Origin of the sequence: Thermanaerosceptrum fracticalcis (genome assembly GCF_000746025.2) — a bacterium.
Taxonomy (GTDB): domain Bacteria; phylum Bacillota; class Peptococcia; order DRI-13; family DRI-13; genus Thermanaerosceptrum; species Thermanaerosceptrum fracticalcis.
Genome location: NZ_CP045798.1, coordinates 33833 through 58284 on the forward strand (window position 1 = coordinate 33833; position 24452 = coordinate 58284).

23 protein-coding genes, 3 pseudogenes and 1 riboswitch are annotated in these 24452 nt (G+C 40.3%); of the genes and pseudogenes, 23 read left to right on the plus strand and 3 right to left on the minus strand.

Annotation, left to right across the window (positions count from 1 at the left end):
• Positions 1–3: 3 nt before the first annotated feature.
• Positions 4–756 carry an SEC-C metal-binding domain-containing protein gene (locus BR63_RS19695; protein WP_034425975.1) on the minus strand — a complete coding sequence of 251 codons (753 nt, stop codon included), beginning with the start codon at positions 754–756 and terminating at the stop codon, positions 4–6.
• A 258-nt stretch (positions 757–1014) separates the two neighbouring features.
• Here BR63_RS19695 and BR63_RS00215 point away from each other — a divergent pair, with 258 nt between their 5' ends.
• From BR63_RS00215 to BR63_RS00320, 21 genes and pseudogenes are all read left to right on the plus strand, one after another.
• Positions 1015–1854 (plus strand): M23 family metallopeptidase, encoded by an 840-nt coding sequence (locus BR63_RS00215; RefSeq protein ID WP_051966313.1) that lies wholly within the window; start codon positions 1015–1017, stop codon positions 1852–1854.
• Between the two features lie 16 nt (positions 1855–1870).
• Complete coding sequence (locus tag BR63_RS00220; RefSeq protein ID WP_034425973.1) at positions 1871–2899, plus strand: hypothetical protein; 1029 nt, start codon at positions 1871–1873, stop codon at positions 2897–2899.
• Between the two features lie 713 nt (positions 2900–3612).
• The gene (locus tag BR63_RS00225) at positions 3613–4221 is read left to right on the plus strand and encodes a sensor histidine kinase (RefSeq protein WP_207724741.1); all 609 of its coding nucleotides are present in this window, start codon (positions 3613–3615) and stop codon (positions 4219–4221) included.
• Positions 4208–4639, plus strand: coding sequence for an accessory gene regulator ArgB-like protein (locus BR63_RS00230; RefSeq protein WP_187142774.1), 432 nt, complete (start codon positions 4208–4210; stop codon positions 4637–4639). The genes BR63_RS00225 and BR63_RS00230 overlap by 14 nt, the downstream gene beginning before the upstream one ends.
• Positions 4640–5012: 373 nt before the next feature.
• Complete coding sequence (locus BR63_RS00235) at positions 5013–5627, plus strand: hypothetical protein (RefSeq protein WP_187142776.1); 615 nt, start codon at positions 5013–5015, stop codon at positions 5625–5627.
• A gap of 138 nt (positions 5628–5765) precedes the next feature.
• Positions 5766–7223 carry a transposase gene (locus tag BR63_RS00240; protein ID WP_243269974.1) on the plus strand — a complete coding sequence of 486 codons (1458 nt, stop codon included), beginning with the start codon at positions 5766–5768 and terminating at the stop codon, positions 7221–7223.
• A 225-nt stretch (positions 7224–7448) separates the two neighbouring features.
• Complete coding sequence (locus tag BR63_RS00250) at positions 7449–7970, plus strand: hypothetical protein (protein WP_153802208.1); 522 nt, start codon at positions 7449–7451, stop codon at positions 7968–7970.
• A 398-nt stretch (positions 7971–8368) separates the two neighbouring features.
• Entirely contained in the window at positions 8369–8860 is a 492-nt protein-coding gene (locus BR63_RS00255; protein WP_034426116.1) for a hypothetical protein, read from the plus strand.
• Positions 8844–9707 carry a sensor histidine kinase gene (locus tag BR63_RS00260; protein WP_187142780.1) on the plus strand — a complete coding sequence of 288 codons (864 nt, stop codon included), beginning with the start codon at positions 8844–8846 and terminating at the stop codon, positions 9705–9707. The genes BR63_RS00255 and BR63_RS00260 overlap by 17 nt, the downstream gene beginning before the upstream one ends.
• 3 nt (positions 9708–9710) lie before the next feature.
• The gene (locus tag BR63_RS19420) at positions 9711–10523 is read left to right on the plus strand and encodes an accessory gene regulator ArgB-like protein (RefSeq protein WP_476718254.1); all 813 of its coding nucleotides are present in this window, start codon (positions 9711–9713) and stop codon (positions 10521–10523) included.
• Complete coding sequence (locus BR63_RS00270) at positions 10492–11244, plus strand: LytR/AlgR family response regulator transcription factor (protein ID WP_034426186.1); 753 nt, start codon at positions 10492–10494, stop codon at positions 11242–11244. Before BR63_RS19420 ends, BR63_RS00270 begins: the two co-directional genes overlap by 32 nt.
• A 1016-nt stretch (positions 11245–12260) precedes the next feature.
• Positions 12261–13498 (plus strand): annotated as a pseudogene (locus tag BR63_RS00275) (IS110 family RNA-guided transposase).
• 756 nt (positions 13499–14254) lie between these two features.
• Positions 14255–15492: pseudogene (locus BR63_RS00280) on the plus strand (IS110 family RNA-guided transposase).
• Positions 15493–16248: 756 nt separating this feature from the next.
• A pseudogene (locus tag BR63_RS00285) lies at positions 16249–17486 on the plus strand (IS110 family RNA-guided transposase).
• Between the two features lie 240 nt (positions 17487–17726).
• On the plus strand, positions 17727–18404 hold the full coding sequence (locus BR63_RS00290) for a C39 family peptidase (RefSeq protein ID WP_034424510.1): 678 nt from the start codon (positions 17727–17729) through the stop codon (positions 18402–18404).
• Positions 18405–18499: 95 nt separating this feature from the next.
• Positions 18500–18994: a hypothetical protein gene (locus tag BR63_RS00295; RefSeq protein WP_034424513.1), complete on the plus strand. Its 495-nt coding sequence runs from the start codon at positions 18500–18502 to the stop codon at positions 18992–18994.
• 149 nt (positions 18995–19143) lie between these two features.
• Positions 19144–19281, plus strand: a complete 138-nt coding sequence (locus tag BR63_RS00300) for a hypothetical protein (protein ID WP_153802153.1) — start codon at positions 19144–19146, stop codon at positions 19279–19281.
• Positions 19282–19463: 182 nt separating this feature from the next.
• Complete coding sequence (locus tag BR63_RS00305) at positions 19464–19856, plus strand: hypothetical protein (RefSeq protein WP_034424515.1); 393 nt, start codon at positions 19464–19466, stop codon at positions 19854–19856.
• A gap of 525 nt (positions 19857–20381) precedes the next feature.
• The gene (locus BR63_RS00310; RefSeq protein WP_034424520.1) at positions 20382–20816 is read left to right on the plus strand and encodes an ACT domain-containing protein; all 435 of its coding nucleotides are present in this window, start codon (positions 20382–20384) and stop codon (positions 20814–20816) included.
• A 296-nt stretch (positions 20817–21112) separates the two neighbouring features.
• On the plus strand, positions 21113–21358 hold the full coding sequence (locus BR63_RS00315; protein WP_034424522.1) for an AbrB/MazE/SpoVT family DNA-binding domain-containing protein: 246 nt from the start codon (positions 21113–21115) through the stop codon (positions 21356–21358).
• Positions 21359–21688, plus strand: a complete 330-nt coding sequence (locus BR63_RS00320) for a type II toxin-antitoxin system PemK/MazF family toxin (RefSeq protein WP_034424525.1) — start codon at positions 21359–21361, stop codon at positions 21686–21688.
• A 117-nt stretch (positions 21689–21805) separates the two neighbouring features.
• Here BR63_RS00320 and BR63_RS00325 read toward each other — a convergent pair whose 3' ends face one another.
• Entirely contained in the window at positions 21806–22180 is a 375-nt protein-coding gene (locus BR63_RS00325) for a hypothetical protein (protein ID WP_051966099.1), read from the minus strand.
• A complete protein-coding gene (locus BR63_RS00330) occupies positions 22158–22511 on the minus strand; it encodes a hypothetical protein (RefSeq protein WP_243270039.1) in 354 nt (117 codons plus the stop codon). Before BR63_RS00330 ends, BR63_RS00325 begins: the two co-directional genes overlap by 23 nt.
• Before the next feature lie 203 nt (positions 22512–22714).
• Positions 22715–22883: riboswitch (cobalamin riboswitch) on the plus strand.
• Positions 22884–23033: 150 nt separating this feature from the next.
• Between BR63_RS00330 and BR63_RS00335 the strand changes: the two genes are divergently transcribed.
• Both BR63_RS00335 and BR63_RS00340 read left to right on the plus strand, forming a co-directional pair.
• Positions 23034–23564 carry an ECF transporter S component gene (locus tag BR63_RS00335; RefSeq protein ID WP_207724742.1) on the plus strand — a complete coding sequence of 177 codons (531 nt, stop codon included), beginning with the start codon at positions 23034–23036 and terminating at the stop codon, positions 23562–23564.
• Positions 23551–24309 (plus strand): AIR synthase related protein, encoded by a 759-nt coding sequence (locus BR63_RS00340; RefSeq protein ID WP_034424530.1) that lies wholly within the window; start codon positions 23551–23553, stop codon positions 24307–24309. The genes BR63_RS00335 and BR63_RS00340 overlap by 14 nt, the downstream gene beginning before the upstream one ends.
• The last annotated feature ends 143 nt before the right edge of the window (positions 24310–24452 follow it).

The following is a 24452-nucleotide window of genomic DNA, read 5'->3' on the forward strand; positions in this document are numbered from 1 at the left end:
CAGTTATTTCCCGCAGCACTTTTTGTATTTTTTGCCGCTGCCGCAAGGACAAGGTTCATTGCGGCCAATCTTAATTACAGTAACCGGAGTGTTTGACACAGTCTTGCCTTTGGAGGCTGCGCTTAATTCTTTAAGCTCTTTTTCCAGTTCTGCTGCCTGTTGATTCTTGCCCAAAGCAGTATATATTTCAATGGCTCTGTCTACTACGTCAGCCCTGTTTCTCAGGTTTTTTTCCCTTAGGGCACTGTTGATAATCTCATCAGCCTTTACATTGTCGGGTTCGATACTTTTGGTACCGTAGTGATAGCAATCTGCCCAGCCGATGTAGCCCCATCCCCAGGCCGGGTCATCAGTCAGCCACATTTTAAAAAGCCGGTCACATTCTTGCTTGTTGCCTAGGGCATAATGAGATTCCGCTATGGACCGACGAGTGTTTTCGATTATCAGTTCATCCTTATCGCCGCATAACTCAAGGAGTTCCTCACAATATCTGATTCGTTTAGAGAGATATTGGGGTTTCTCAATTGCCGCGTTGTGCAACTGATCGTCAAGATCCTGCACATAGTTCATTACAAATTCTCTCCACTTATATTTCCCTTGCAGTTTGGGTAAGTCTTTGACCTTATCTGCAGCCATTACGGTTTTTATATCTTCCCAGGCATCCAGCCATACATCGCAAGCCTTGATAATTTGGCCACGTTCAAGTAATTTGTACCCTTCACCAATCTTCTCATCAATTTTCTTGTACTTCTCCACAACCGTTCCTCCGTTATTGCATTTTTACAGTCATCTTATCATTATTGTTCTGTCTGGAACAACGGTCATCTTTTACAGCAATTCTCGGTCAGGCAATTCCGTCAGCTTTACGCCACTTTAGTTCAGCCGCAACACTATATTATAGTTAAAGTGACAAAAATATTATCAACATAGTGGAATAAAACTATGATATTCTTGGAAGCTTGGAAGTGAGATAGTAAAATATTTTTTTAGAAAATTTACAATAAGGAGATGTTAATGTTGATTATAAAAAGAACTTTATGTAAATACGCTTTACCAATTCTTTTAATTATGGGAATACTAATAACTGGATTATACTCCCCTGTTATGGCGGTTTACGGGGGTATTAATTTAGTTACTCCAGTTTCAGCTCCCGTTAATGCAGGGTATTTATATGCTGAAAAACTTACTTCGTCAAGCACATACGGTCATCATGGTATCGACTTTGCCGCTGCATCTGGTTCAGATGTATACGCTGCCTATACTGGTAAAGTGGTAACTAAGGCAGATCTTGGTGGTGATTCATACGGTAAATATATAATTATTGAATCAAATCATCCTAATTATGCAGGAGTAAAATTTTATCATTTATATGCGCATTTAAGTGATTATTCAGATTGCCCCGCCGTTAATCAAACGGTTTATCAAGGAAATAAGATTGCAGAATCTGGCAGTTCAGGAAATGTAACAGGTCCACATTTACACTTTGAAATTAGGATGGGAACTAACAGTTGGTATAGTCAAAGAAATCCTGAAGGGCTTTTATCAAGAAGTACTTCTGATGGATACGGTGGGGTACTTGGTGAAGTACGTACTTCAGGTGGGAGTTGGGCTAGGTATAAAAGAATATCTGGAGCAACAAAAGGTACAGATGTTAATTATGGAGCATCATATTCATATTTTATAATGGCAAATGGAAATCCTTTTCCAGATGAAGCTTCTTATGGTATAAACTATTATATAGCAAGAGCAACTACTGGTAATAAAACACTTAGTTATGATTATGGGGCAAGAACACAGAATGTAACAATTTATGCAAATACTGATTATAAAGTAAACACGATATATTTACCTTAGAGGAGGAATATTAATAATGAATAAAAAAATAAAAATCATAGTATTAGCCTTTACTATTCTAATTAGTTTTGCAGGCATTGCATATAGTATATCTAATTCGATATTTTTAAAAGATATGATTGTTGAAAAGGGTTTATATCAAACCAATCCCCCAATTGTTAATGACAATGACGCCAAAAAACTTTCAAATATTAATATTAATTGTTTAGAAAATATATCCGATGACGGAAGTTTTGTTTTTGAGGTTCGAGATAACAATAATAATGAAACGATTGGGAAATATTACTACAAACCATGGTTGGAGAAAAAACCCATCTACCATGAGCTACCCAATGGAGATGTTATCTTAGGAAAAAATAAACTTTTCAATAATCAAGATAAAAAAATATATCCACTAAGCTTAGATGATAAAATAGTAGTATTTGATTACTCAGTTAATAATAATAAAATAGCCTATATAGGTAAAAATAATGGTCGGATTAATATCTATATAAGGAATTTAGGGGATAATAAGGTGGAGATAATTGACTCATATCAATATCCAGAATTCTATAATGCTGAAAATGTATTTTTGGAATGGGGTAAAGAAGATTTACTATTTTATGATTATTGCCAAAATGAAAAACCAATAGTTAAAGTTTATGATATGAAAAACGGTCAGAAAGAGACTTTTATGGAATGTGCTATGAATCCTCAAATATCCCCAGATGGTAAATTTATGGTTATTCAATCAATGACTGGTTTTGATAAAAACGAACGTCACGCTGCGGAACTAAGTATTATTGAAATTAGTAATAAGTCTCATGTTTCAAAACTGAATGGTTCAAATCACTTGTTTTGGGTATCAGATTATATTATAAACTGGAATGTTGATAATTCTACTTTAGAAGTGCATGATCTTAATAACAATGGAGTAAAAATAAAAGATATTCCGGTAGAAGGGCTACCAACTGAAATAAAAACTGAAAACACTCATTTAAGGATTAAAACTTATAAATTTACAAATAACACATTTACAATAAACAATGATGATGTTAATCTTTAAATAAATCATGGCAGACTGTCAAAAAAGGCGATGTTTCGTTAACCGGAACATTGCCTTTTTCCATGTACGCCCAGCATGGGCGTCATCTCTAGGATGAAAGTCCCGAACGGGGGCTGGCGAGTGCCTACCGTTAGCTGACGGCAAGGGTGTCCACCGCGAGGTGGAATCTGAAAGAAGCCTGAGGCAAAGGTGTGAAAATTCACAATAAATGTGCCTGAAGATTTCACAAAAAAAGTACCTGAATCAGTCTAAAGCAAATTGAAATTTCAAGATAAAAAGACTCACCATCCTGCAGTTATTGCAAATTATCAGAATAAATGTACTTTAAAAACCGTGGGGGCTAAATAGAAACGATGGCAGCAAGGTAAATGTCTTTTTGCAACATCGGCACCTGAAACGGCAGACCAGGAGTAAAAGAACGCTTTCAGCCAGCAGTGCATAGCGGTTACGGAAACCGTGCCGGTATAACCGGGCTTGGGCATTGCAACAGGGGCATGCCTCAATAACCGGAAGCAGTTGCCCTATATTTGCTTTTTGGTATTGCTCAGGTGAAAGTTTAAAATCATGATAAATTACCATTCTATCACATCCAAAACATTTTGCAACAATTTTATCAGATTGTGATGGACATAGTTAGTCTTTTTCGGAAGTTTATTTTGATATGATTTGAATCATTTTAGGCGGTTTAACGTGATAAGCCACAACTAGAGCTTGTGGACACCATTCGTCTGCAAAGACATGATTTCATGCAGCATGTCCAAACAGTCCATGGATTACTGGAAATAGGGGAATTTGCCGAAGCCCGGGAATATTTGAGGGATCGGTTTGGTTCTTTAGTGGTTCATGAAGAATTGACAAAGATAAGGCATCCCGGTATCCTGGCTTTACTCTTAACGAAAATAGCCCAGGCTGAAACAAGAAGTATTGAATTAGACATTTCAGCGGATACAGATTTAGTCGGGCTATCCTTACCTGTTTCTCAAGTTAATATCATTATAGGGAATATCCTGGATAATGCATTGGATGCCGTAATCACTCTGGAGAGTGAAGAAAAAAGGGTTTATCTGGATATAGAGGAGAATTCGGAAACTTACCAGTTTACCCTTAGGAATTACGGGCCTCCTATTGACGGGGCCATCATAAAACGGATCTTTGACCGTGGATTTACCACCAAGAAAGGTGGCCAGGGATTAGGCCTCTACAGTGTAAAACAAAGTGTAGAGAGGCTGAAAGGGACCATAGAAGTCAGTAGTGATGAGATAAAGGGAACAGTTTTTAAAGTAACTCTGCCCAAAGGGGGGATAGAACATGTCCATACATAAGATATCCTGTCATATTGCCCAAATCCTCTCCAGGGAATTAGCCCTGGGAGAAGACGATTCAGAAGTGATGGCCTATGGGCTGGAAATTATCTTGAGCAGCGTGACTAAGTTGGTCGTGATCTTAAGCAGCGCCTATTTCCTAAATATTTTTAGTACTACTCTGGTAGCTTTACTTACCTTTAGCTCTTTCCGGCTGCTGTCGGGAGGGGTACACTTTAGTGATTACTACCGCTGCCTGGGTTTTGGGTTACTTATTATGCTCTCATTAGGCAAGCTGGCCCAGATATTTATACTCTCCCAAACATTCCATTTGCTGGTGTTTACTTTTGTTATCGGGTTATCTGCCTTTCTCCTCTGTTTGAAATGGGCTCCTGCCGAAAACCCAAATAAGATATTAACTGATGAGGATACTGGCTAACACCAGGCAAACAGCCCTGGCTACGGCCGAAAAAGCTCAGGAATTGAAAAAGAGGTTCTTGCTTAGATAATAATTAAAACGAAAAGAGAAGGAGTACTTTTTTATACTGCCTTCTCTTTTTTGTTTAGGTAATGCTCTATAAGAAATTACACTTTCAGACAGGCAAATTCCCTTTTGGGACGGGTAATGGCACTTTATAGACGAGGTTATAAGACAGTCCTAAATTTTTACACTAAAGCAGGAAGTGAAGGGAGTGAATTTAGGAAGGCATGGTGAATCCAGTGGGCTAAAAGTTTTTTCTGGGGGTGGTGATTATCAGACTAGCCATTTTAAACAGTAACAAATAGATTTTTCGAAGGGAGTAAGCTTAATTATGAAAAAATTCATCTGTGTTTTAGTTCTTTTTATAATGGTTTTTGGTGCAACTGTTGTATATGGTGCAGAGCAGGAGATGATAAACTTAATAGAAACAAATGATGAAAAAACAATTGAAAAAGCAGCTAAAGAAGAATCAAAACAATGGCAGAAGGTAATGGATTATATAAATAAACAAAACAATAAATCAATACCAGGTATAATTACTCCTAAATGGATTTACCCCGTTTCAAAATCATTATTTGTTCCTCTTCACACTCAACAAACGCACTATTGGTGTGGCCCGGCATCTACCCTTGCAATAATTGATTATAATGGCAGAGCAGGGCAGGTATCAGGTTCAACCGAATACCAAAAACAAAACACCATTGCAACTCAATCAGGAACAACTAATAGTGGTTCAAATACACTAAATTTACGGAATACACTTAATAATTATGTTTCTAATATCCATTATTTCAATGTTAAAAAGATTAATGGTGCAAGTGGCGATTATGACGCTCTATTTAATTTAATTGATTACAATATTTTTAATCTGAATCAACCAGTAATGGTTCTAGTAAAAACAAGCTATCTACCATACAGGAGTTATGCAGTTGGTGGAAATAAATAGAAAATGATAACTCCAAAAATATTTTTTTAAAAAAAAGATCCTAATTTTCGACAAAAAAGGCTTGACTTTTTCGGAAAGCCCCCATAATCGCTTTGGATGGTATTTTCTACCATCACTCTAGCGATATGGGTGATGCTGATGAAGAAACTGTGTAAACCAACTTTCGAAAAAAAGGATCACGGTCAAGGTGCCGGAATCCCGGTACTCAAGACAATTTGGGATTTATTTGACCTGTCTCTGCTGTTTTCCCAGTCCGGAATACGCAAACACTCCGGAATTCCAGCGTGGCTCCTGGCTTTTGCCTACATCTGCGGCCTTGTTAATCATTCAAGTTCTGCAAATCAAAATGCTAAGTTTTCAACGGAAGCTCCATTTTTACAACAACTGCTTTCCGGGCAAATCATCTCTCAAAGTGCCTTCAGCCGGTTTCTCTCCAAGCCCTTTCAGTGGCTCCGGTTCTCTTTGGGCAGATTTGCCAGGTTACAAGAAAATACGGATAGCAGGCTGACCGACGGCGATATCATTGCCTTAGACGATACCAAAATTGAGCATCCTCACGGTAAAAAAATCCCCTTTCTCTGTTGGCTCTTTGACAGTTCGGATAAGCGCCATGTATGGTGTATTAATCTTGTGTCGACCCTGGCTATCTTAAAGAATGGTCTTGAATATCCCATGTTATGGCGCTTTTGGGTTAAAACCGGTCAGGAGAATGAAAAACAAAGCAAGCTTGATCTTGCTAAACAGATGCTCGCAGAGGCTCGTCAGCTGAACAAGGCCAGACTATGGGTAGCCATGGATCGCTGGTTTTTGTGTAAAAAGTTCCTGAACTGGCTGATGGGTCAAAATTTTGACTGGGTTACCAAAGCCAAACGTAACACAGCGCTATTCAGGAAAATCTACGACCCGGTACTAGGAAAGGAACGCTACATTAAACTTAATCCGAAGCAACTGCTGCGAGAAGTTTATTCCCAGCTTCGGGTCCTTGGCAAAGAATCGGTTCTCAGTATTCCGGACATTTACATCAAAATGCCCTATGAGACCTTAACACGCAAGGGAAAACCCATTACTAGACAACGTTTTTTACCCATAGCTGCCATTGCAGCCACTTATGAGAAGCAGGCTGTCGAGGGCAGCATAGTTCTTCCGGAGGAAGAATGCCCAGCAACCTTCAAGGATGCGTATCTCCTGATAAGCAATCGCGTAGATACGCCGGAAGAAGCTGCAACTGCCTATGTTAAACGATGGAGAATAGAAGTTTTTTACCGCACCGCTAAACAGAATCTTGGTTTAACATCTTGCTATGCTCAGTCTGAAACAGCTCATTTCGCACATGTGGAGCTCTTGTTTACAGCGAAGACCCTTCTTTGTTATGCCTCTTGGGAGTGCAATAAAGAAGGCGCCGAACAAGCCCCCTCCCTCTGCGAAGTGATAAGGTACTTCTTCAACGCCGGTTGTCGGATCCGCTGTTGCGAGCAGTTGATCCAAGTCTATTTTGACACGGCAACCCAGCGTTTTTCAAGGCTTATTGATAAATTCTGGCCACATTCTTTGGAACTTAGGTTATGGGATTGGGAAAATTATCCTGAAACTGCATAACTACTGTACCATATTATAATGGTAATACTTATTATCATTATATTGTGATTGACAGTATGACAAAAATGATAGATGATGGTTCTGGACAAGTTATTAAAAGTTCTTCTAGTGTAAAAGTAGTAGATCCCAATCATATAAGTTCATATAATGGGGTTTTCAACGTAAATTATAACGATTTATATAATGCTGTGAAAGGATACTATGATGCAGGGCTTCAAGCTTACAATGTCTGCTATTAAGATGATAAATAAATACCTCTTAAGTGTGATATTAATCCTTATATCAATTATCGTATTTTTTAATGTTCCCTTTAATATATTGAAGCATGTTGATAATAATAATATCACTGATAATAAGCCACCATTAAATGAGCCTCATTATGACAATATGAATTTGAAATTAGTAGTTCCGACTGTTCCATCAGAAGTATTTATGTCACCCGAGTCTGTTATGAAATCTTATCTTGAAGCAGAAAAGAAAAGAGATTGGTTAATGACATATGCTCTTCTTCAAGTGCCACAAGACATTTCAATTGAACAGTATTGTAAGGAAATGAATGAATACAATGGGCAACTGTTGGATTATAAAATTGAAGGTGTAAAAATTATTGAATCCAAAGATATGGCAGTTGTATATGTGACATACAATTATACTGTAGGAGATAAAAAATTTCTAGAAATAAAAGAGCCATTCTCCTGTATAAAAATTGACGGACTATGGAAAGTAAGATGGCTTCCACGACAATAATAAAAGCGAAGCTCTAAACCGTGCATAACTGCACGGTTTTCAGTTCGGTGCACACCAATATTTAGCGCTTACCACTAAATTAAGTAAAGCCCCTGTATAAGGGGCTTAAACTATGTCTGCCGTGTTGTGAACAAGACAGTGATTTAAATCGCAAGAACCGCTGGCTTTTCATTTTTTAAAATTATTCAATAATATGGAAATATAAAGGGAAGTGTATAGAATATCTCGAATTAAACAAATAAAGATAAAAACTAATAAAAACTTTCAAATGCAAGAGGAGGTGTAAGCGGTAAATTTCAGACAGGCATTTTCCCTTTTCAGGCAGGCAAATTCCCTTTTTAGACCAAGTGGCAAGGAAATAGTTTAAATAAATAGAAAAGGGTAAGGGAGAGGATACAGTGGATAAAATGAACCTGATTACCTTGCTGGCCATTTCTTTACCGGAGGCCGTGGCAGTGGTGCTGTTGGGCTTTACTCTCGTAGGAATTAATGTTCAAATACCAAAAATACTGCTTATTGGCCTTATCCAGACAGGCTTTTCCTATATCCTCCGGTCGTTACCTATTGCCTTCGGTTTCCATTCCCTGATCCAGATTGTCTTTTTGTTCCTATCAGTTAAATTGATTGCAAGGCTGCCGTATAAAAGTGTTCTCACTTCTCTGCTTTTAAGCCTTGCTATTTATATAGTCCTGGAAATGTCCATCTTATCTTTTTTACATATAATTTATCCCTTGTCCCTCAAAGATAATTTAGCCGACCCTGTTAAACGTATTTTGTTCTTTTTGCCCCAGTTTATCATTGTCATACTTATAATCACTGCCATGAAAATTACCGGCTATAAATTAATCGATCTTCCGGAAAGCTGGGGTAAGTATGAACAAGAGAAATGAGACATTGTTTTTTCTCCTGGTTATAGCATTATTTGAAGTATTTTTATTGGCCCTTTTTAACCTCACCTATTTAATTGGTGATCTGGGTGTTTTTAATGTTGGTAATTTACGAAATTTTTCCTGGCCCATCAGTCTTTTTCTTATTGTGCTTACCGGGTATACGATTATACTCACCCATAGAGTTTTTCGGCAAAGCCATAAAGAGGTGGAAGCTCAGGCTCATTTCGAAAACCTCCAGCATATCCTACAGCTTGTGGACACCATTCGTCTGCAAAGACATGATTTCATGCATCATGTCCAAACAGTCCATGGATTACTGGAAATAGGGGAATTTGCCGAAGCCCGGGAATATTTAAGGGATCGGTTTGGTTCTTTAGTGGTTCATGAAGAATTGACAAAGATAAGGCATCCCGGTATCCTGGCTTTACTCTTAACGAAAATAGCCCAGGCTGAAACAAGAAGTATTGAATTAGACATTTCAGCGGATACAGATTTAGTCGGGCTATCCTTACCTGTTTCTCAAGTTAATATCATTATAGGGAATATCCTGGATAATGCATTGGATGCCGTAATCACTCTGGAGAGTGAAGAAAAAAGGGTTTATCTGGATATAGAGGAGAATTCGGAAACTTACCAGTTTACCCTTAGGAATTACGGGCCTCCTATTGACGGGGCCATCATAAAACGGATCTTTGACTGTGGATTTACCACCAAGAAAGGTGGCCAGGGATTAGGTCTCTACAGTGTAAAACAAAGTGTAGAGAGGCTGAAAGGGACCATAGAAGTCAGTAGTGATGAGATAAAGGGAACAGTTTTTAAAGTAACTCTGCCCAAAGGGGGGAGATAGAACATGTCCATACATAAGATATCCTGTCATATTGCCCAAATCCTCTCCAGGGAATTAGCCCTGGGAGAAGACGATTCAGAAGTGATGGCCTATGGGCTGGAAATTATCTTGAGCAGCGTGACTAAGTTGGTCGTGATCTTAAGCAGCGCCTATTTCCTAGATATTTTTAGTACTACTATGGTAGCTTTACTTACCTTTAGCTCTTTCCGGCTGCTGTCGGGAGGGGTACACTTTAGTGATTACTACCGTTGCCTGGGTTTTGGGTTACTTATTATGCTCTCACTAGGCAAGCTGGCCCAGATATTTATACTCTCCCAAACATTCCATTTGCTGGTGTTTACTTTTGTTATCGGGTTATCTGCCTTTCTCCTCTGTTTGAAATGGGCTCCTGCCGAAAACCCAAATAAGATATTAACTGATGAGGAAAAAGAAAAGCTTAGGGTCTTATCCGTTATTTTTACTGTTGTCTGGATGGGTATAATACATGTCTTTGTTGTATACAGCCAAGGTCGGTTTAATTCTTTGGTCATGGCCAGTGCAATGGGTATATGGGTGCAAAGTCTTACCTTGACTCCTCAGGCCTACAAGGCAGTAGGTTATATCAATATGTTGCTGGATTTCTTGAGGAAAGGAGGTGCTGAGTATGTTGAAAAAATGGTTGTACAGCTCCCTGGCAATAGTCCTGGTAGCTGTAGCCAATCTGGGTGTACAGCCTGCCAGCCTATTTACCTTTTACCAACCCAAGACGCCGAAGGCTTTACAAAAATTCTAAAGGAGAAACCTTATGGTTGTAAAAGTTGTGATCGCCGAAGATGATCAGCGGATGCAGTTGATCTTACGAAAGACATTGGAAGGCCTGGAGGATGTAAAGGTTATCCAGGAAGTAGGGGATGGCCTTGCCTTAGTAGAAGCGGTGGAGAAACTAAAGCCCGATGTTGTCTTTCTCGACATCGATATGCCCAGGATGGACGGGTTGGCGGCGGCAAAGGAAATAGTGGACATATACCCACAAATATTCATCATTTTTGCCACCGCCTATGCCCAGTACCACCAGGAGGCTTTTGATGTCTATGCCTTTGACTACCTGCTCAAGCCCTTTAAGCTAGACCGTATTAGCCGGACCATGGAGCGGGTCAAGGGGATAATTAAAGAAAGAAAACTGGCCAAATTATATGAGAAAAAGGTTGAAGGAGTCGGCAGCCTGCAAAAACTGATGGTGCAGGATAATCGTCGACTTCACTTTCTGGATACCCGAAATATTGTCATGGTAACTCGTGACGAACGAAAAACCAAAATTCATCTTACTGGGGAAAAGGTTATTCAAACGACCGATTCTCTGGAAACCCTGGAACAGCGTCTTAATGGCAGACACTTTTTCCGTACCCATAAAGGGTATATCATCAACTTAAACATGCTCGTTTCCATGTCCCCCTTGGGTAAATCTACTTATGAACTGATACTGGCTAACACCAGGCAAACAGCCCTGGCCACGGCCGAAAAAGCTCAGGAATTGAAAAAGAGGTTCTTGCTTAGATAATAATTAAAACGAAAAGAGAAGGAGTACTTTTTTATACTGCCTTCTCTTTTTTGTTTAGGTAATGTTTTATAAGAAATTACACTTTCAGGCAGGCAAATTCCCTTTTGGGACGGGTAATGGCACTTTATAGACGAGGTTATGAGACAGTCCTAAATTTTTACACTAAAGTAGGAAGTGAAGGGAGAAGAAAGGGGGTGAATCCAGTGGGCTGAAAGAATTTTTCCGGAATTTATTGGATGTCGTTAAATGACATAAGTTGGTGATAGCATACAAGAGATGCCATTTAGGTTTAATTCTCTTCCCTTGGTAGGCACTCACCTAAGGCTATTTTCCCAAAGACATCCTAACCATAAACACCTATTGTGAGTAATTAGGCTTTTAATTATCAAAGACTAAAAAACTAAAGAGCAACTGCAAATTTGGTGTTATGTAAACCAAATTCTTAGCTGCTCTTAGTATACAAGGTGTGATCACCATGTTCAATGTATAGATAAGTCCCGTTAGGGGAGCTACACCACGGATATGGGTTATACAAGTACTTTCATCCTGGAAATGACGCCGACTCAGGGCATACACGCAATCGAAAAATGAAACTAGGGCTCCACAAATTATTGAAGATCGCAAACGCGCTTTATCTTTCTTCCATTTGCCTTATTTCATTTACCCAGGCTATATGTGGTTAAATTTTTACGTTAGTACTGATTAAGAAAAACACCAATGCAAGCTCGAGTGATTTTTTTTCTCTAAAAACCACCCATGCCTAGAAGGCACAACCAATTATGAAAATATGTAGAAGTGATTACAATGGTCTAATTTTCTGCTACATTGGAATTATCAGGGACAAAGGTTGATTGTATTTTGATGGTATAACCTCGACTAAAAACCTAACCTGATTGCCTTTGAGCACGGCCAATTGTCGCCCCTTGTTTTTAAGGACTTGGGAACAGCACGGGTACTAAACTCCATATTTTCTCGGGCAATCATCCCTGAAATCCATTGGAGCAGGAGTGAGTCGTATGCAAGACATTCTGGAAATTTGTTGTGGTCTTGATGTCCACAAGGAAACTGTTGTCGCCTGCTTATTAAAAGGCAATGTTGACGGGGAACCAGTTAAAACCATCCGCACTTTTTCCACCCTTCTTGCTGGACTTGATGAACTAAAAGCCTGGCTGGAAGAGGAAAACTGCCGGAATGTGGCTATGGAAAGTACTGGTGTTTATTGGCAGCCTGTATATAACGTACTGGAAGAAGCCTTTGACGGCAGTATGGTTTTGATTGTTACCAACGCCCGGCACATGAAGAATGTTCCTGGCAAAAAGACCGACATGAAGGACGCTGAATGGATAGCCACTCTCTTGCGTGCCGGATTGTTAGAAGGAAGTTTTATCCCCTCGAAACCTATCCGGGAACTCCGTAATCTGACCCGGTACCGTAAAAGCATCGTCGAGGAAATTACTTCCCAGAAAAATCGGATTGAAAAGCACTTACAAAGCTGCGGCTTTAAGCTGTCAACATTTCTTACCGATATATTCGGCGTATCAGGCCGAGCAATTATAGATCACCTTTGCTGCTACGGGAAGATATCTGCCCGCGAAGTAGAAACATTTGTAAAGGGGCGCGCTAAGAGCAAGCTCCATGAGATCAAACAGGCTGTCAATGGTAAAATGGATGTTCACCAAAGGGAGTTCCTCAAGCTTTTGCTAGGGTGGCTGGATCAGCACTACGAGCATCTTCACCAGGTAGAGCAAAAGCTTGAGGAAAAACTCAAGCAATATCAAAGACAACTGGAGCAACTGGACGGCATCCCGGGGATTGACAAAACCGCCGCTGCTGCAATCTTGGCGGAAATCGGCATTGATATGAGCCGATTCAAAACCGCGGAACATATCTGTTCCTGGGCGGGCTTAAGTCCTGGTAATAATGAAAGTGCAGGAAAAAAAAGTCCACCCGTACCACCCATGGCAACACCTATCTAAAACGAATCCTTTGCGAAATTGCCTGGTGCATCACCCGAATACGCGATAGCTATTTATCGTCTTGGTACTGGAAGATAAAACAACGCCGCGGGGCCAAGAAAGCTCTCATTGCATTAGCCAGAAAGCTCCTCGTGATCATTTACAACTTATTGAAGAAAGATGTTGACTACGACGAGACATCCTTTGAAAAAGCTAAACAAAAACAGGAAAAATTCCGTGTAAAAAGAATTATTGCCGAAGCTAAAAAACTCGGTCTGGAGGTGAGAGAAGTCCAGTAAGCTGTCTAACAGTTATATCCTCCAGAAGGATTAATCCGTCAGATGCATGAACTTGCATCTGCTAGTTCGTTATTGTCTTTTTTGCCTTACAAGCATATTGATTATTTGATAGGGTTATTTTCGTACTAAAGACTAAAAAACTAAAGAGCAACTGCAAATTTGGTGTTATGTAAACCAAATTCTTAGCTGCTCTTAGTATACAAGGTGTGATCACCATGTTCAATGTATAGATAAGTCCCGTTAGGGGAGCTACACCACGGATATGGGTTATACAAGTACTTTCATCCTGGAAATGACGCCGACTCAGGGCATACACGCAATCGAAAAATGAAACTAGGGCTCCACAAATTATTGAAGATCGCAAACGCGCTTTATCTTTCTTCCATTTGCCTTATTTCATTTACCCAGGCTATATGTGGTTAAATTTTTACGTTAGTACTGATTAAGAAAAACACCAATGCAAGCTCGAGTGATTTTTTTTCTCTAAAAACCACCCATGCCTAGAAGGCACAACCAATTATGAAAATATGTAGAAGTGATTACAATGGTCTAATTTTCTGCTACATTGGAATTATCAGGGACAAAGGTTGATTGTATTTTGATGGTATAACCTCGACTAAAAACCTAACCTGATTGCCTTTGAGCACGGCCAATTGTCGCCCCTTGTTTTTAAGGACTTGGGAACAGCACGGGTACTAAACTCCATATTTTCTCGGGCAATCATCCCTGAAATCCATTGGAGCAGGAGTGAGTCGTATGCAAGACATTCTGGAAATTTGTTGTGGTCTTGATGTCCACAAGGAAACTGTTGTCGCCTGCTTATTAAAAGGCAATGTTGACGGGGAACCAGTTAAAACCATCCGCACTTTTTCCACCCTTCTTGCTGGACTTGATGAACTAAAAGCCTGGCTGGAAGAGGAAAACTGCCGGAATGTGGCTATGGAAAGTACTGGTGTTTATTGGCAGCCTGTATATAACGTACTGGAAGAAGCCTTTGACGGCAGTATGGTTTTGATTGTTACCAACGCCCGGCACATGAAGAATGTTCCTGGCAAAAAGACCGACATGAAGGACGCTGAATGGATAGCCACTCTCTTGCGTGCCGGATTGTTAGAAGGAAGTTTTATCCCCTCGAAACCTATCCGGGAACTCCGTAATCTGACCCGGTACCGTAAAAGCATCGTCGAGGAAATTACTTCCCAGAAAAATCGGATTGAAAAGCACTTACAAAGCTGCGGCTTTAAGCTGTCAACATTTCTTACCGATATATTCGGCGTATCAGGCCGAGCAATTATAGATCACCTTTGCTGCTACGGGAAGATATCTGCCCGCGAAGTAGAAACATTTGTAAAGGGGCGCGCTAAGAGCAAGCTCCATGAGATCAAACAGGCTGTCAATGGTAAAATGGATGTTCACCAAAGGGAGTTCCTCAAGCTTTTGCTAGGGTGGCTGGATCAGCACTACGAGCATCTTCACCAGGTAGAGCAAAAGCTTGAGGAAAAACTCAAGCAATATCAAAGACAACTGGAGCAACTGGACGGCATCCCGGGGATTGACAAAACCGCCGCTGCTGCAATCTTGGCGGAAATCGGCATTGATATGAGCCGATTCAAAACCGCGGAACATATCTGTTCCTGGGCGGGCTTAAGTCCTGGTAATAATGAAAGTGCAGGAAAAAAAAGTCCACCCGTACCACCCATGGCAACACCTATCTAAAACGAATCCTTTGCGAAATTGCCTGGTGCATCACCCGAATACGCGATAGCTATTTATCGTCTTGGTACTGGAAGATAAAACAACGCCGCGGGGCCAAGAAAGCTCTCATTGCATTAGCCAGAAAGCTCCTCGTGATCATTTACAACTTATTGAAGAAAGATGTTGACTACGACGAGACATCCTTTGAAAAAGCTAAACAAAAACAGGAAAAATTCCGTGTAAAAAGAATTATTGCCGAAGCTAAAAAACTCGGTCTGGAGGTGAGAGAAGTCCAGTAAGCTGTCTAACAGTTATATCCTCCAGAAGGATTAATCCGTCAGATGCATGAACTTGCATCTGCTAGTTCGTTATTGTCTTTTTTGCCTTACAAGCATATTGATTATTTGATAGGGTTATTTTCGTACTAAAGACTAAAAAACTAAAGAGCAACTGCAAATTTGGTGTTATGTAAACCAAATTCTTAGCTGCTCTTAGTATACAAGGTGTGATCACCATGTTCAATGTATAGATAAGTCCCGTTAGGGGAGCTACACCACGGATATGGGTTATACAAGTACTTTCATCCTGGAAATGACGCCGACTCAGGGCATACACGCAATCGAAAAATGAAACTAGGGCTCCACAAATTATTGAAGATCGCAAACGCGCTTTATCTTTCTTCCATTTGCCTTATTTCATTTACCCAGGCTATATGTGGTTAAATTTTTACGTTAGTACTGATTAAGAAAAACACCAATGCAAGCTCGAGTGATTTTTTTTCTCTAAAAACCACCCATGCCTAGAAGGCACAACCAATTATGAAAATATGTAGAAGTGATTACAATGGTCTAATTTTCTGCTACATTGGAATTATCAGGGACAAAGGTTGATTGTATTTTGATGGTATAACCTCGACTAAAAACCTAACCTGATTGCCTTTGAGCACGGCCAATTGTCGCCCCTTGTTTTTAAGGACTTGGGAACAGCACGGGTACTAAACTCCATATTTTCTCGGGCAATCATCCCTGAAATCCATTGGAGCAGGAGTGAGTCGTATGCAAGACATTCTGGAAATTTGTTGTGGTCTTGATGTCCACAAGGAAACTGTTGTCGCCTGCTTATTAAAAGGCAATGTTGACGGGGAACCAGTTAAAACCATCCGCACTTTTTCCACCCTTCTTGCTGGACTTGATGAACTAAAAGCCTGGCTGGAAGAGGAAAACTGCCGGAATGTGGCTATGGAAAGTACTGGTGTTTATTGGCAGCCTGTATATAACGTACTGGAAGAAGCCTTTGACGGCAGTATGGTTTTGATTGTTACCAACGCCCGGCACATGAAGAATGTTCCTGGCAAAAAGACCGACATGAAGGACGCTGAATGGATAGCCACTCTCTTGCGTGCCGGATTGTTAGAAGGAAGTTTTATCCCCTCGAAACCTATCCGGGAACTCCGTAATCTGACCCGGTACCGTAAAAGCATCGTCGAGGAAATTACTTCCCAGAAAAATCGGATTGAAAAGCACTTACAAAGCTGCGGCTTTAAGCTGTCAACATTTCTTACCGATATATTCGGCGTATCAGGCCGAGCAATTATAGATCACCTTTGCTGCTACGGGAAGATATCTGCCCGCGAAGTAGAAACATTTGTAAAGGGGCGCGCTAAGAGCAAGCTCCATGAGATCAAACAGGCTGTCAATGGTAAAATGGATGTTCACCAAAGGGAGTTCCTCAAGCTTTTGCTAGGGTGGCTGGATCAGCACTACGAGCATCTTCACCAGGTAGAGCAAAAGCTTGAGGAAAAACTCAAGCAATATCAAAGACAACTGGAGCAACTGGACGGCATCCCGGGGATTGACAAAACCGCCGCTGCTGCAATCTTGGCGGAAATCGGCATTGATATGAGCCGATTCAAAACCGCGGAACATATCTGTTCCTGGGCGGGCTTAAGTCCTGGTAATAATGAAAGTGCAGGAAAAAAAAGTCCACCCGTACCACCCATGGCAACACCTATCTAAAACGAATCCTTTGCGAAATTGCCTGGTGCATCACCCGAATACGCGATAGCTATTTATCGTCTTGGTACTGGAAGATAAAACAACGCCGCGGGGCCAAGAAAGCTCTCATTGCATTAGCCAGAAAGCTCCTCGTGATCATTTACAACTTATTGAAGAAAGATGTTGACTACGACGAGACATCCTTTGAAAAAGCTAAACAAAAACAGGAAAAATTCCGTGTAAAAAGAATTATTGCCGAAGCTAAAAAACTCGGTCTGGAGGTGAGAGAAGTCCAGTAAGCTGTCTAACAGTTATATCCTCCAGAAGGATTAATCCGTCAGATGCATGAACTTGCATCTGCTAGTTCGTTATTGTCTTTTTTGCCTTACAAGCATATTGATTATTTGATAGGGTTATTTTCGTACTAAAACATAAAAGTTTTCCACCCACTAGAACTTTTATAGATTTATTTGTCTAATTAGTACCAAGAAGGTGTGGTATTCAAAACCAAATTAATTTTTGAAAGGTAGGGAAAAAACTTGAAAAAATTATATGCTATCCTATTGCTGGTTGGATTAATGGTATCCTCTTTAGATACACTTGCAGCTCCGAAACAACCACAGGTGATTGATTTTACTCAAAACACTCCCAACATTTATGGAGATGTTGCGCGGACAGCAGATTTCCGTGTTCGCTTACTGCTCCCCCCTTATAACATTAATATGCCTGTTCCTGCATTCAGTCAGAACGATTTGTCTTGGAAGAATGACCTCATGAAAACTGAAAATCAAACAATTGGTAATGCCGGTTGCGCGTTAACCTCTTCAACAATGGTTGCAGCCTACTATGGAAAAAACACTACTCCCAAAATATTTAATATTGATATGGGAAATTACGCATGCCCCTTATATTGGACAGAGGTTGCTGGTCGGGGAGGAAGCGGCTACATTTCCGGTATCAACACCCTCATAAACAATCCTTCACTTAATACATTTTTCAGTTATGCACAGGTAGCCATGGAGCAAAATAAACCTGTAGTATTAGGTTTTGTTCAGACTAACGGTAGAACACATTATGTTGTAGTAAAGGCTGTATACGGCCAGGGAACCAGCTTAATGGATTATGGCTGCATAGATCCCAATACGGGAACTTACCGAAACCTTGTAGATGTCGTTGGCAGTCAACCTCTATACAAACTAGTAATTTACAACAGATAAAATATGGAAGTACTCAGCTAATTAAAATAACACCTTCTTGGTATATAATATAGTGTTAAGTATAGTGTTAGAAAATTCTTTTAGGAGTGTGGATATTGATTAAAAGCAAGATTAAAAAAATGGAAGTAATAGCTTTAATTACATTACTTCTTTTTATCAGTGCCTGTGGAGTTTATAACAAACACAAGAAGCAAGACAACAATCCTTCTGTTGCCCCCGTCACCTTTCATTCAATAGTATTAAAAAATGAAATCGAGGTCAGTATACCTGAAACCTGGAAAGATAAGTGTAAAATTACCGAAGACAATAACCAGGTTATTTTTTCATATCAACTATCATCAGAGCGAGAAATTGAACTATTTAAAATTATGTTTTGGTCGCTTGAGGAGTATAAAAACATAAGAAAATTAGAAGGTGACAGCTTTAATGAGGCTTATATAATTGGACAAAATGAAAAGCATGTTTATTATTTTATTGCCCCAATAGATATTGATTTAACCGAAGAGGAATTAAAAAAATACGCAAACGTGGTCCCTTCTATTTATGGGCACATTAATGACATCTTCAAAAATATAAAGATACTGAAATAGATTGTACCTTTATAAACAAAGTAGCAATGAGCCTTCCTTAGCTACTTCCATGCCGTCAACATCAGCCCCTGGATTAGTGAATATTTTATAGCCCCCTCATAAGAGACAATTTTTTTGTTAATATTTATTTTGGCAGCCTGCAAAAACTGATGGTACAGGATAATCATAAATTCCATTTCCTGGATATGAGGAGTATTGTCATGGTGACACGTGAAGAGCGATCTACTTATGAACTGATACTGGCTAACACCAAGCAAACAGCTCTGGTCACGACTGAAAAAGCCTAGGAATTGAAAAAGAGGTTTGGGAAGAATCTTGCTTAGATAACAGAAGCGAAAAAGAGAAGAGAGTACTTTGATGTACTGCCTTCTTTTTTTGTGTAGGTAATATTTTATAAAAAAATTACACTTTTAGACAGACAAATTCCGTTTTGGGACGTGAAGGGAGTGAATTTAGGAAGGTATACCGATTGGATATAAAAGTAAAACGAATTGATGATTTCACTGTTAATGCGATAAAGAGTATTGTAGGTAATGATCTAGATGTTATAATTGAAAAAGGAGAACCTCTCGAAAATGTGGATAGGTACGCAAATTATGATCCCTTAATTGGTGGTGTTCAAGTCTTTAATATGGATAAACTTAAAGAATCGACATTAAGCTTTGGTGTTTTGGACAATAATGGAAATAAAGGGATTGTAATTGCTGGTCATGGGGGCTATGTTGGCGAACGAATTGGTCAGTCATATAGCTCTCAAGTAGGTACTGTTTCCAGAAATCCAATACAACCTAGACATAGCGACGCTGCTTTTGTTCCTATATCCTCACGTTCTATCAGAGGTAAGATATCTTATCAGAAGTAAATTTAAGTAGATTGATTTGGTATACGGATGGTAATGTTTAAGAAACTTATAATGATATTAGTATTAACAACCCTTATTCTTACTTGTTTATATATAGTACAGGAGAATAAGCATAACATAATATATGATAAAGAAACATTGTTACAATTAAAGTACAGGGTTAATATAGGGGACCTTAGAAAACAAGGGATACCAGTAAATACAGTAGGATTAAATGAAGAAAATAACAAAATACTTGTAACTCTAGAGAAAGTTAATCTTAATTATATTGTTCGAATCAGACTTTATGCCGGATTACTTTTACCACTGGAGTTTAAGGAAAGTTCCCCGTTATTTAATTTATAAACTCTTTGTCGAGATACTTAAAAGTCCAGTGATTGCATAAACAATCATTGGCCTTTTCTTTTACCTGAGTTTGTCAGTTGGTGAGGTCTTAGGTCTACCATAGATTTTATAACACGTTTTTTATTCTACGGGGATTATACATTTGCTATAATAAAGCAAAAGAGAAGGGAGCTGGCAAAATTGAAAATAAAACAGCTTACTGTGTTCTTGGAGAATAAAGTGGGAAGTCTGGCGGATTTAACGGGATTGTTGGGCGAGAATGATATAAATATTAGGGCCCTTTCCATTATAGAAACCTCAGACTCGGGAATTCTGCGCATGATAGTCAACGACACCGAGAAGGCCTACAATCTGCTCAGAGCTTCAGGTTTCAGTGTGGTGCTCACGGAAGTTATAGCTGTCGAAATAGCAGACACACCTGGTGGATTGGCCAAAATGTTAAGCCTGCTTAAAAATGCAGGAATCAACGTGGAATATACATATGCCTTTATAGCCCGGAATATCCAGAACGCCATTGTCATCATACGGGTAAGTGATGCCGAATCTGCAGAGAGAGTACTAAAGGAAAACCGCATAACCCTGATCGAGCGGGAAACAGTAGATTTTTATTGGTAAAGAAAAAGGGTCGCGCGTCTTATGGCACTAGCCCTTCAAACGAAAAAGAGAAGGAGTACTTTTATGTACTGCCTTCTCTTTTTGTTAATTCGGATTAAGTCAGACAGGGGGTAACCGGAGCCTATAATTATGTACTTGATGATTGCGATTCATTTTCTTTTGCAGTAGCCATAGAAGAGAGTTTGCAGAAAAACGCACTTACGCAAGTCGGACCCCGAAGGATATTGACAACAGTTTTGCGAGTTGTATATATTATGTATATACAACGTATATACGACCATGAAGAAGGTGTTTTTATGATTACCAGGTTTCAAAAATGGGGTAACAGCCAGGGAATTCGGATACCAAAACATATCCTTAACCAGGCATCGTTTTCCGAGGAGGACGAAGTTGAAATCGTTGTTGAAGATAAAAGCATTGTGATACGCCACGTAATATCCCCGTTAAAAAAATATGACTTAAAAGAGTTATTTGATGGTTATAACGGTGATTACAGGCCGGGTGAGGATTGGGGTAGTCCACAGGGAAGAGAGGAACTTTAAATGGGCTATATACCGAAAAAGGGAGATATGGTTTGGCTGGATTTTACTCCGCAGTCAGGACATGAACAAAAAGGCAGGAGACCCGCCATTGTTATCAGTAACGATTTCTTTAATAATAAGACAGGTCTTGCTGTAGTATGTCCCATTACATCCTCCAGGAGGGATTATCCGCTCCATGTAGAAATATCCGGATGCAAAAAGGTCACAGGATACATAATGGTTGAGCAGGTAAAATCCGTGGACTACCTGGCACGTGGGGCCGAATTAATAGAACGTGCCCCTGAGACTGTTATAAATGAGACACTCTCACGCTTTTTTGCTTGTTTTTAATGAGACAGGGCATGGCTCCCTTGTAGGGATATCCCTCATTTTATAAGAAGCAGCATCGCAGTTGGGCTTTCAAAGCAAAATTAAAAAGCTTATTTTCGTAGTAGGAAAATCGAGCCATCATCTTTTCTCTAACAATTCTTCTATGAACTTGTAAATATCTTGTCTACGACTGGCAACCAGTGTATAGGCTAATAAATCATTGCGTTCCGCTATGCCGGCGATTACAGCGATTTCTACTATTCCCGAGTTTTTGACAGTCCAGATAATACGGATAGATTTATTGTCTACATATGTGCTGCGAAATCCCGCCAGGGGCCTATTCGGATGATTTTCCAAAGGTTTACCCAATTTGCTGGGCGCTAACGATATTTTTTGCAGTACCTTGATTACCATGATCTGACGGCCCTTATCCAGACAATAAAAATCTTCCATGGCTTCCGGATAAAACATTATGTTATCCGGGATTAAATCACTCATCTTCAAGCTGGGCATCGGGGGCCTCCTGCAGGTCATCTGCGGTTATAGTACTTTTAGCTAATACGTCTTTTAAGGGGATAAGAGCTTTTTCACCGGTACTGTTGGCCAATAAGCGGCAAAGCAGTTCCATTTTGAGTTCTAACTCAGTTGTTTCTTGAGCTTTTGCCCAAAGTTCCTCAAACTTTTCGTAATTCAAAAAAGAGGCCTTAGGTTCGGAACCTGAAAACATCAATAAAAAGGGCTGTTCTTTAAGTTTTGGTTCCACTACTTTTCGCCAGTTTCGCTGTATATCGGTGACACTAACTATTTGGTCACTGGTAAAAGAAGGTTTTTGCTCCTTCGGCAAAATAAATCCTCCCATCGCTTAAATCTCCTTTCTAAATTATATGCGTATTTATGCTGAAATATTATACGACTATATTTTCGCATATTTATATGTATTCATCAACTCTATTGCTACCACATGTAATAATTGTTTTAAAGCTAAAATATAATTTAATACTCAAGGCAGGAATTTTTTCTTTGAAGGAGAATAAATAAATGCTGTAAACTAAATACATGCTGATTCGGTGTAGGGAACCGGGTGCGAGTCCTGGGCGATCCCGTCACTGTAACCAGGGAGCGACCTTCAATGAGAGCCACTGGGCGATATGCCGGGGAAGGCTGAAGAGAGCTGTGATCTGGAAGCCAGGAAACCTGCCAGTCAGTTGGATTTCCCTTTCGCGGAAAAGGGGTAATTAAACTTGGGATGATGGTAAAGTCCCCAGTCAATGATGTATTGACTGGGGACTATTATTTTTGTCTCTCGAAGTTATGCACTTACGCAAGCCTGACCCCAAGAACCAAAAAAATTCAAGGAGGTATTATTATGTCACAAAAAGTTATGGAAGGAAGTGCAGGAAAAATTCATGTGCGCCAGGTGGTGCGTGTAGGGCTTTTGGTGGCTTTGAGCACCGTAGGGGCCCACATTAAAATCCCCAGTATTACAGGGACACCGGCTCTGGACTCGCTGCCGGGTTATTTTGCCGCGGCCGCTCTGGGCTGGCGGGAGGGAGCTTTGGTAGCAGCATTGGGTCATTTGCTTACCGCCTTAACGGCAGGCTTTCCTTTGTCCCTGCCTATTCACCTCTTAATTGCCGCCGAAATGGGTATCTGTGCTCTCGTCTTCGGTTACCTTTTCAAGAAAACCAATCCTGTTATTGCCATGGGTGCGGCTATTATCCTAAACGGGGTAGGGGCTCCTGCCTCTCTCATTCCTATAATGGGCCCCGGGATCTTTTATGGCCTTGTTACGCCTTTGCTCGTTGCCTCTGCCCTCAACATTATTGCTGCTGCTCTTTTAGCCAAAGCACCAGGCATCAACAGAATATTCAAAGGTGAGGAACATGCCCATTATTAAAAGAATCCGGGACTTGAGCCTATTAGATTTGCCCGGGGAGATGGTACTGGTGACAGCCTGTGATTCCCTGGGAGCAATCGGTGCTAAGGAGCTGGATGTGGTCAAAGTATCAAGTTATTTTGTAGGACGCGCTGCTGCCAGGGTTCCCCTCATGGAGGTCCTGGCGGCCGGAGCGGAACCTGTAGCTTTTTATAATACCCTGGCCGTGGAAATGGTTCCTTATGGGGAAGAAATTATCGAGGGCATGGCCCGGGAACTGGTGCTGGCAGGCATAGACCCAGCCCTGGTTTTAAACGGCAGTACCGAGGAAAATGTCCCTACACGGCAAACAGGGGTAGGTGTAGTGGCCGTGGGGTTGGTCCCTCAAAAGGACCTTTTATTGGGCAAAGCGCAGAAAGAAGATTTAGTAATCGCCTTTGGCCTGCCCAAAGTGGGGCCGGAGGTAGCAGCCGGCGGCCCTGATGACCCGGAAGTAGCCAAACCCTCTCTTGTTAAGAACTTGTTAAAGTGGGGATATGTCCACGAACTGCTGCCTGTGGGGTCCAAAGGTATTCTTTATGAATGCCGGGAGTTGGCGGGAACGGCTGGCCTTGTTTTTCAACTAGATCATAAGGTGACTCTCAATGTCAAAAAATCAGCGGGACCTGCTACCTGTCTTTTAGCCGCTGTACCTTCGGAAACCCTGAGCCTTCTTAAGAACGTAAAGTGGCTTGTGCCGTGGCAGGTTGTGGGCAGACTGGTCTAGGACTATAAGTATGTTCACATATTAAGTATGTTCCCGTTGAAAATATTAAAAAAAATGGTAATTGTTATAGTAACGTATGTATATGCTGGGGCGAAAGTGAAAGAGAAAGGACGGGTTAATTTTTATGGAGTTTAAAGAACTTG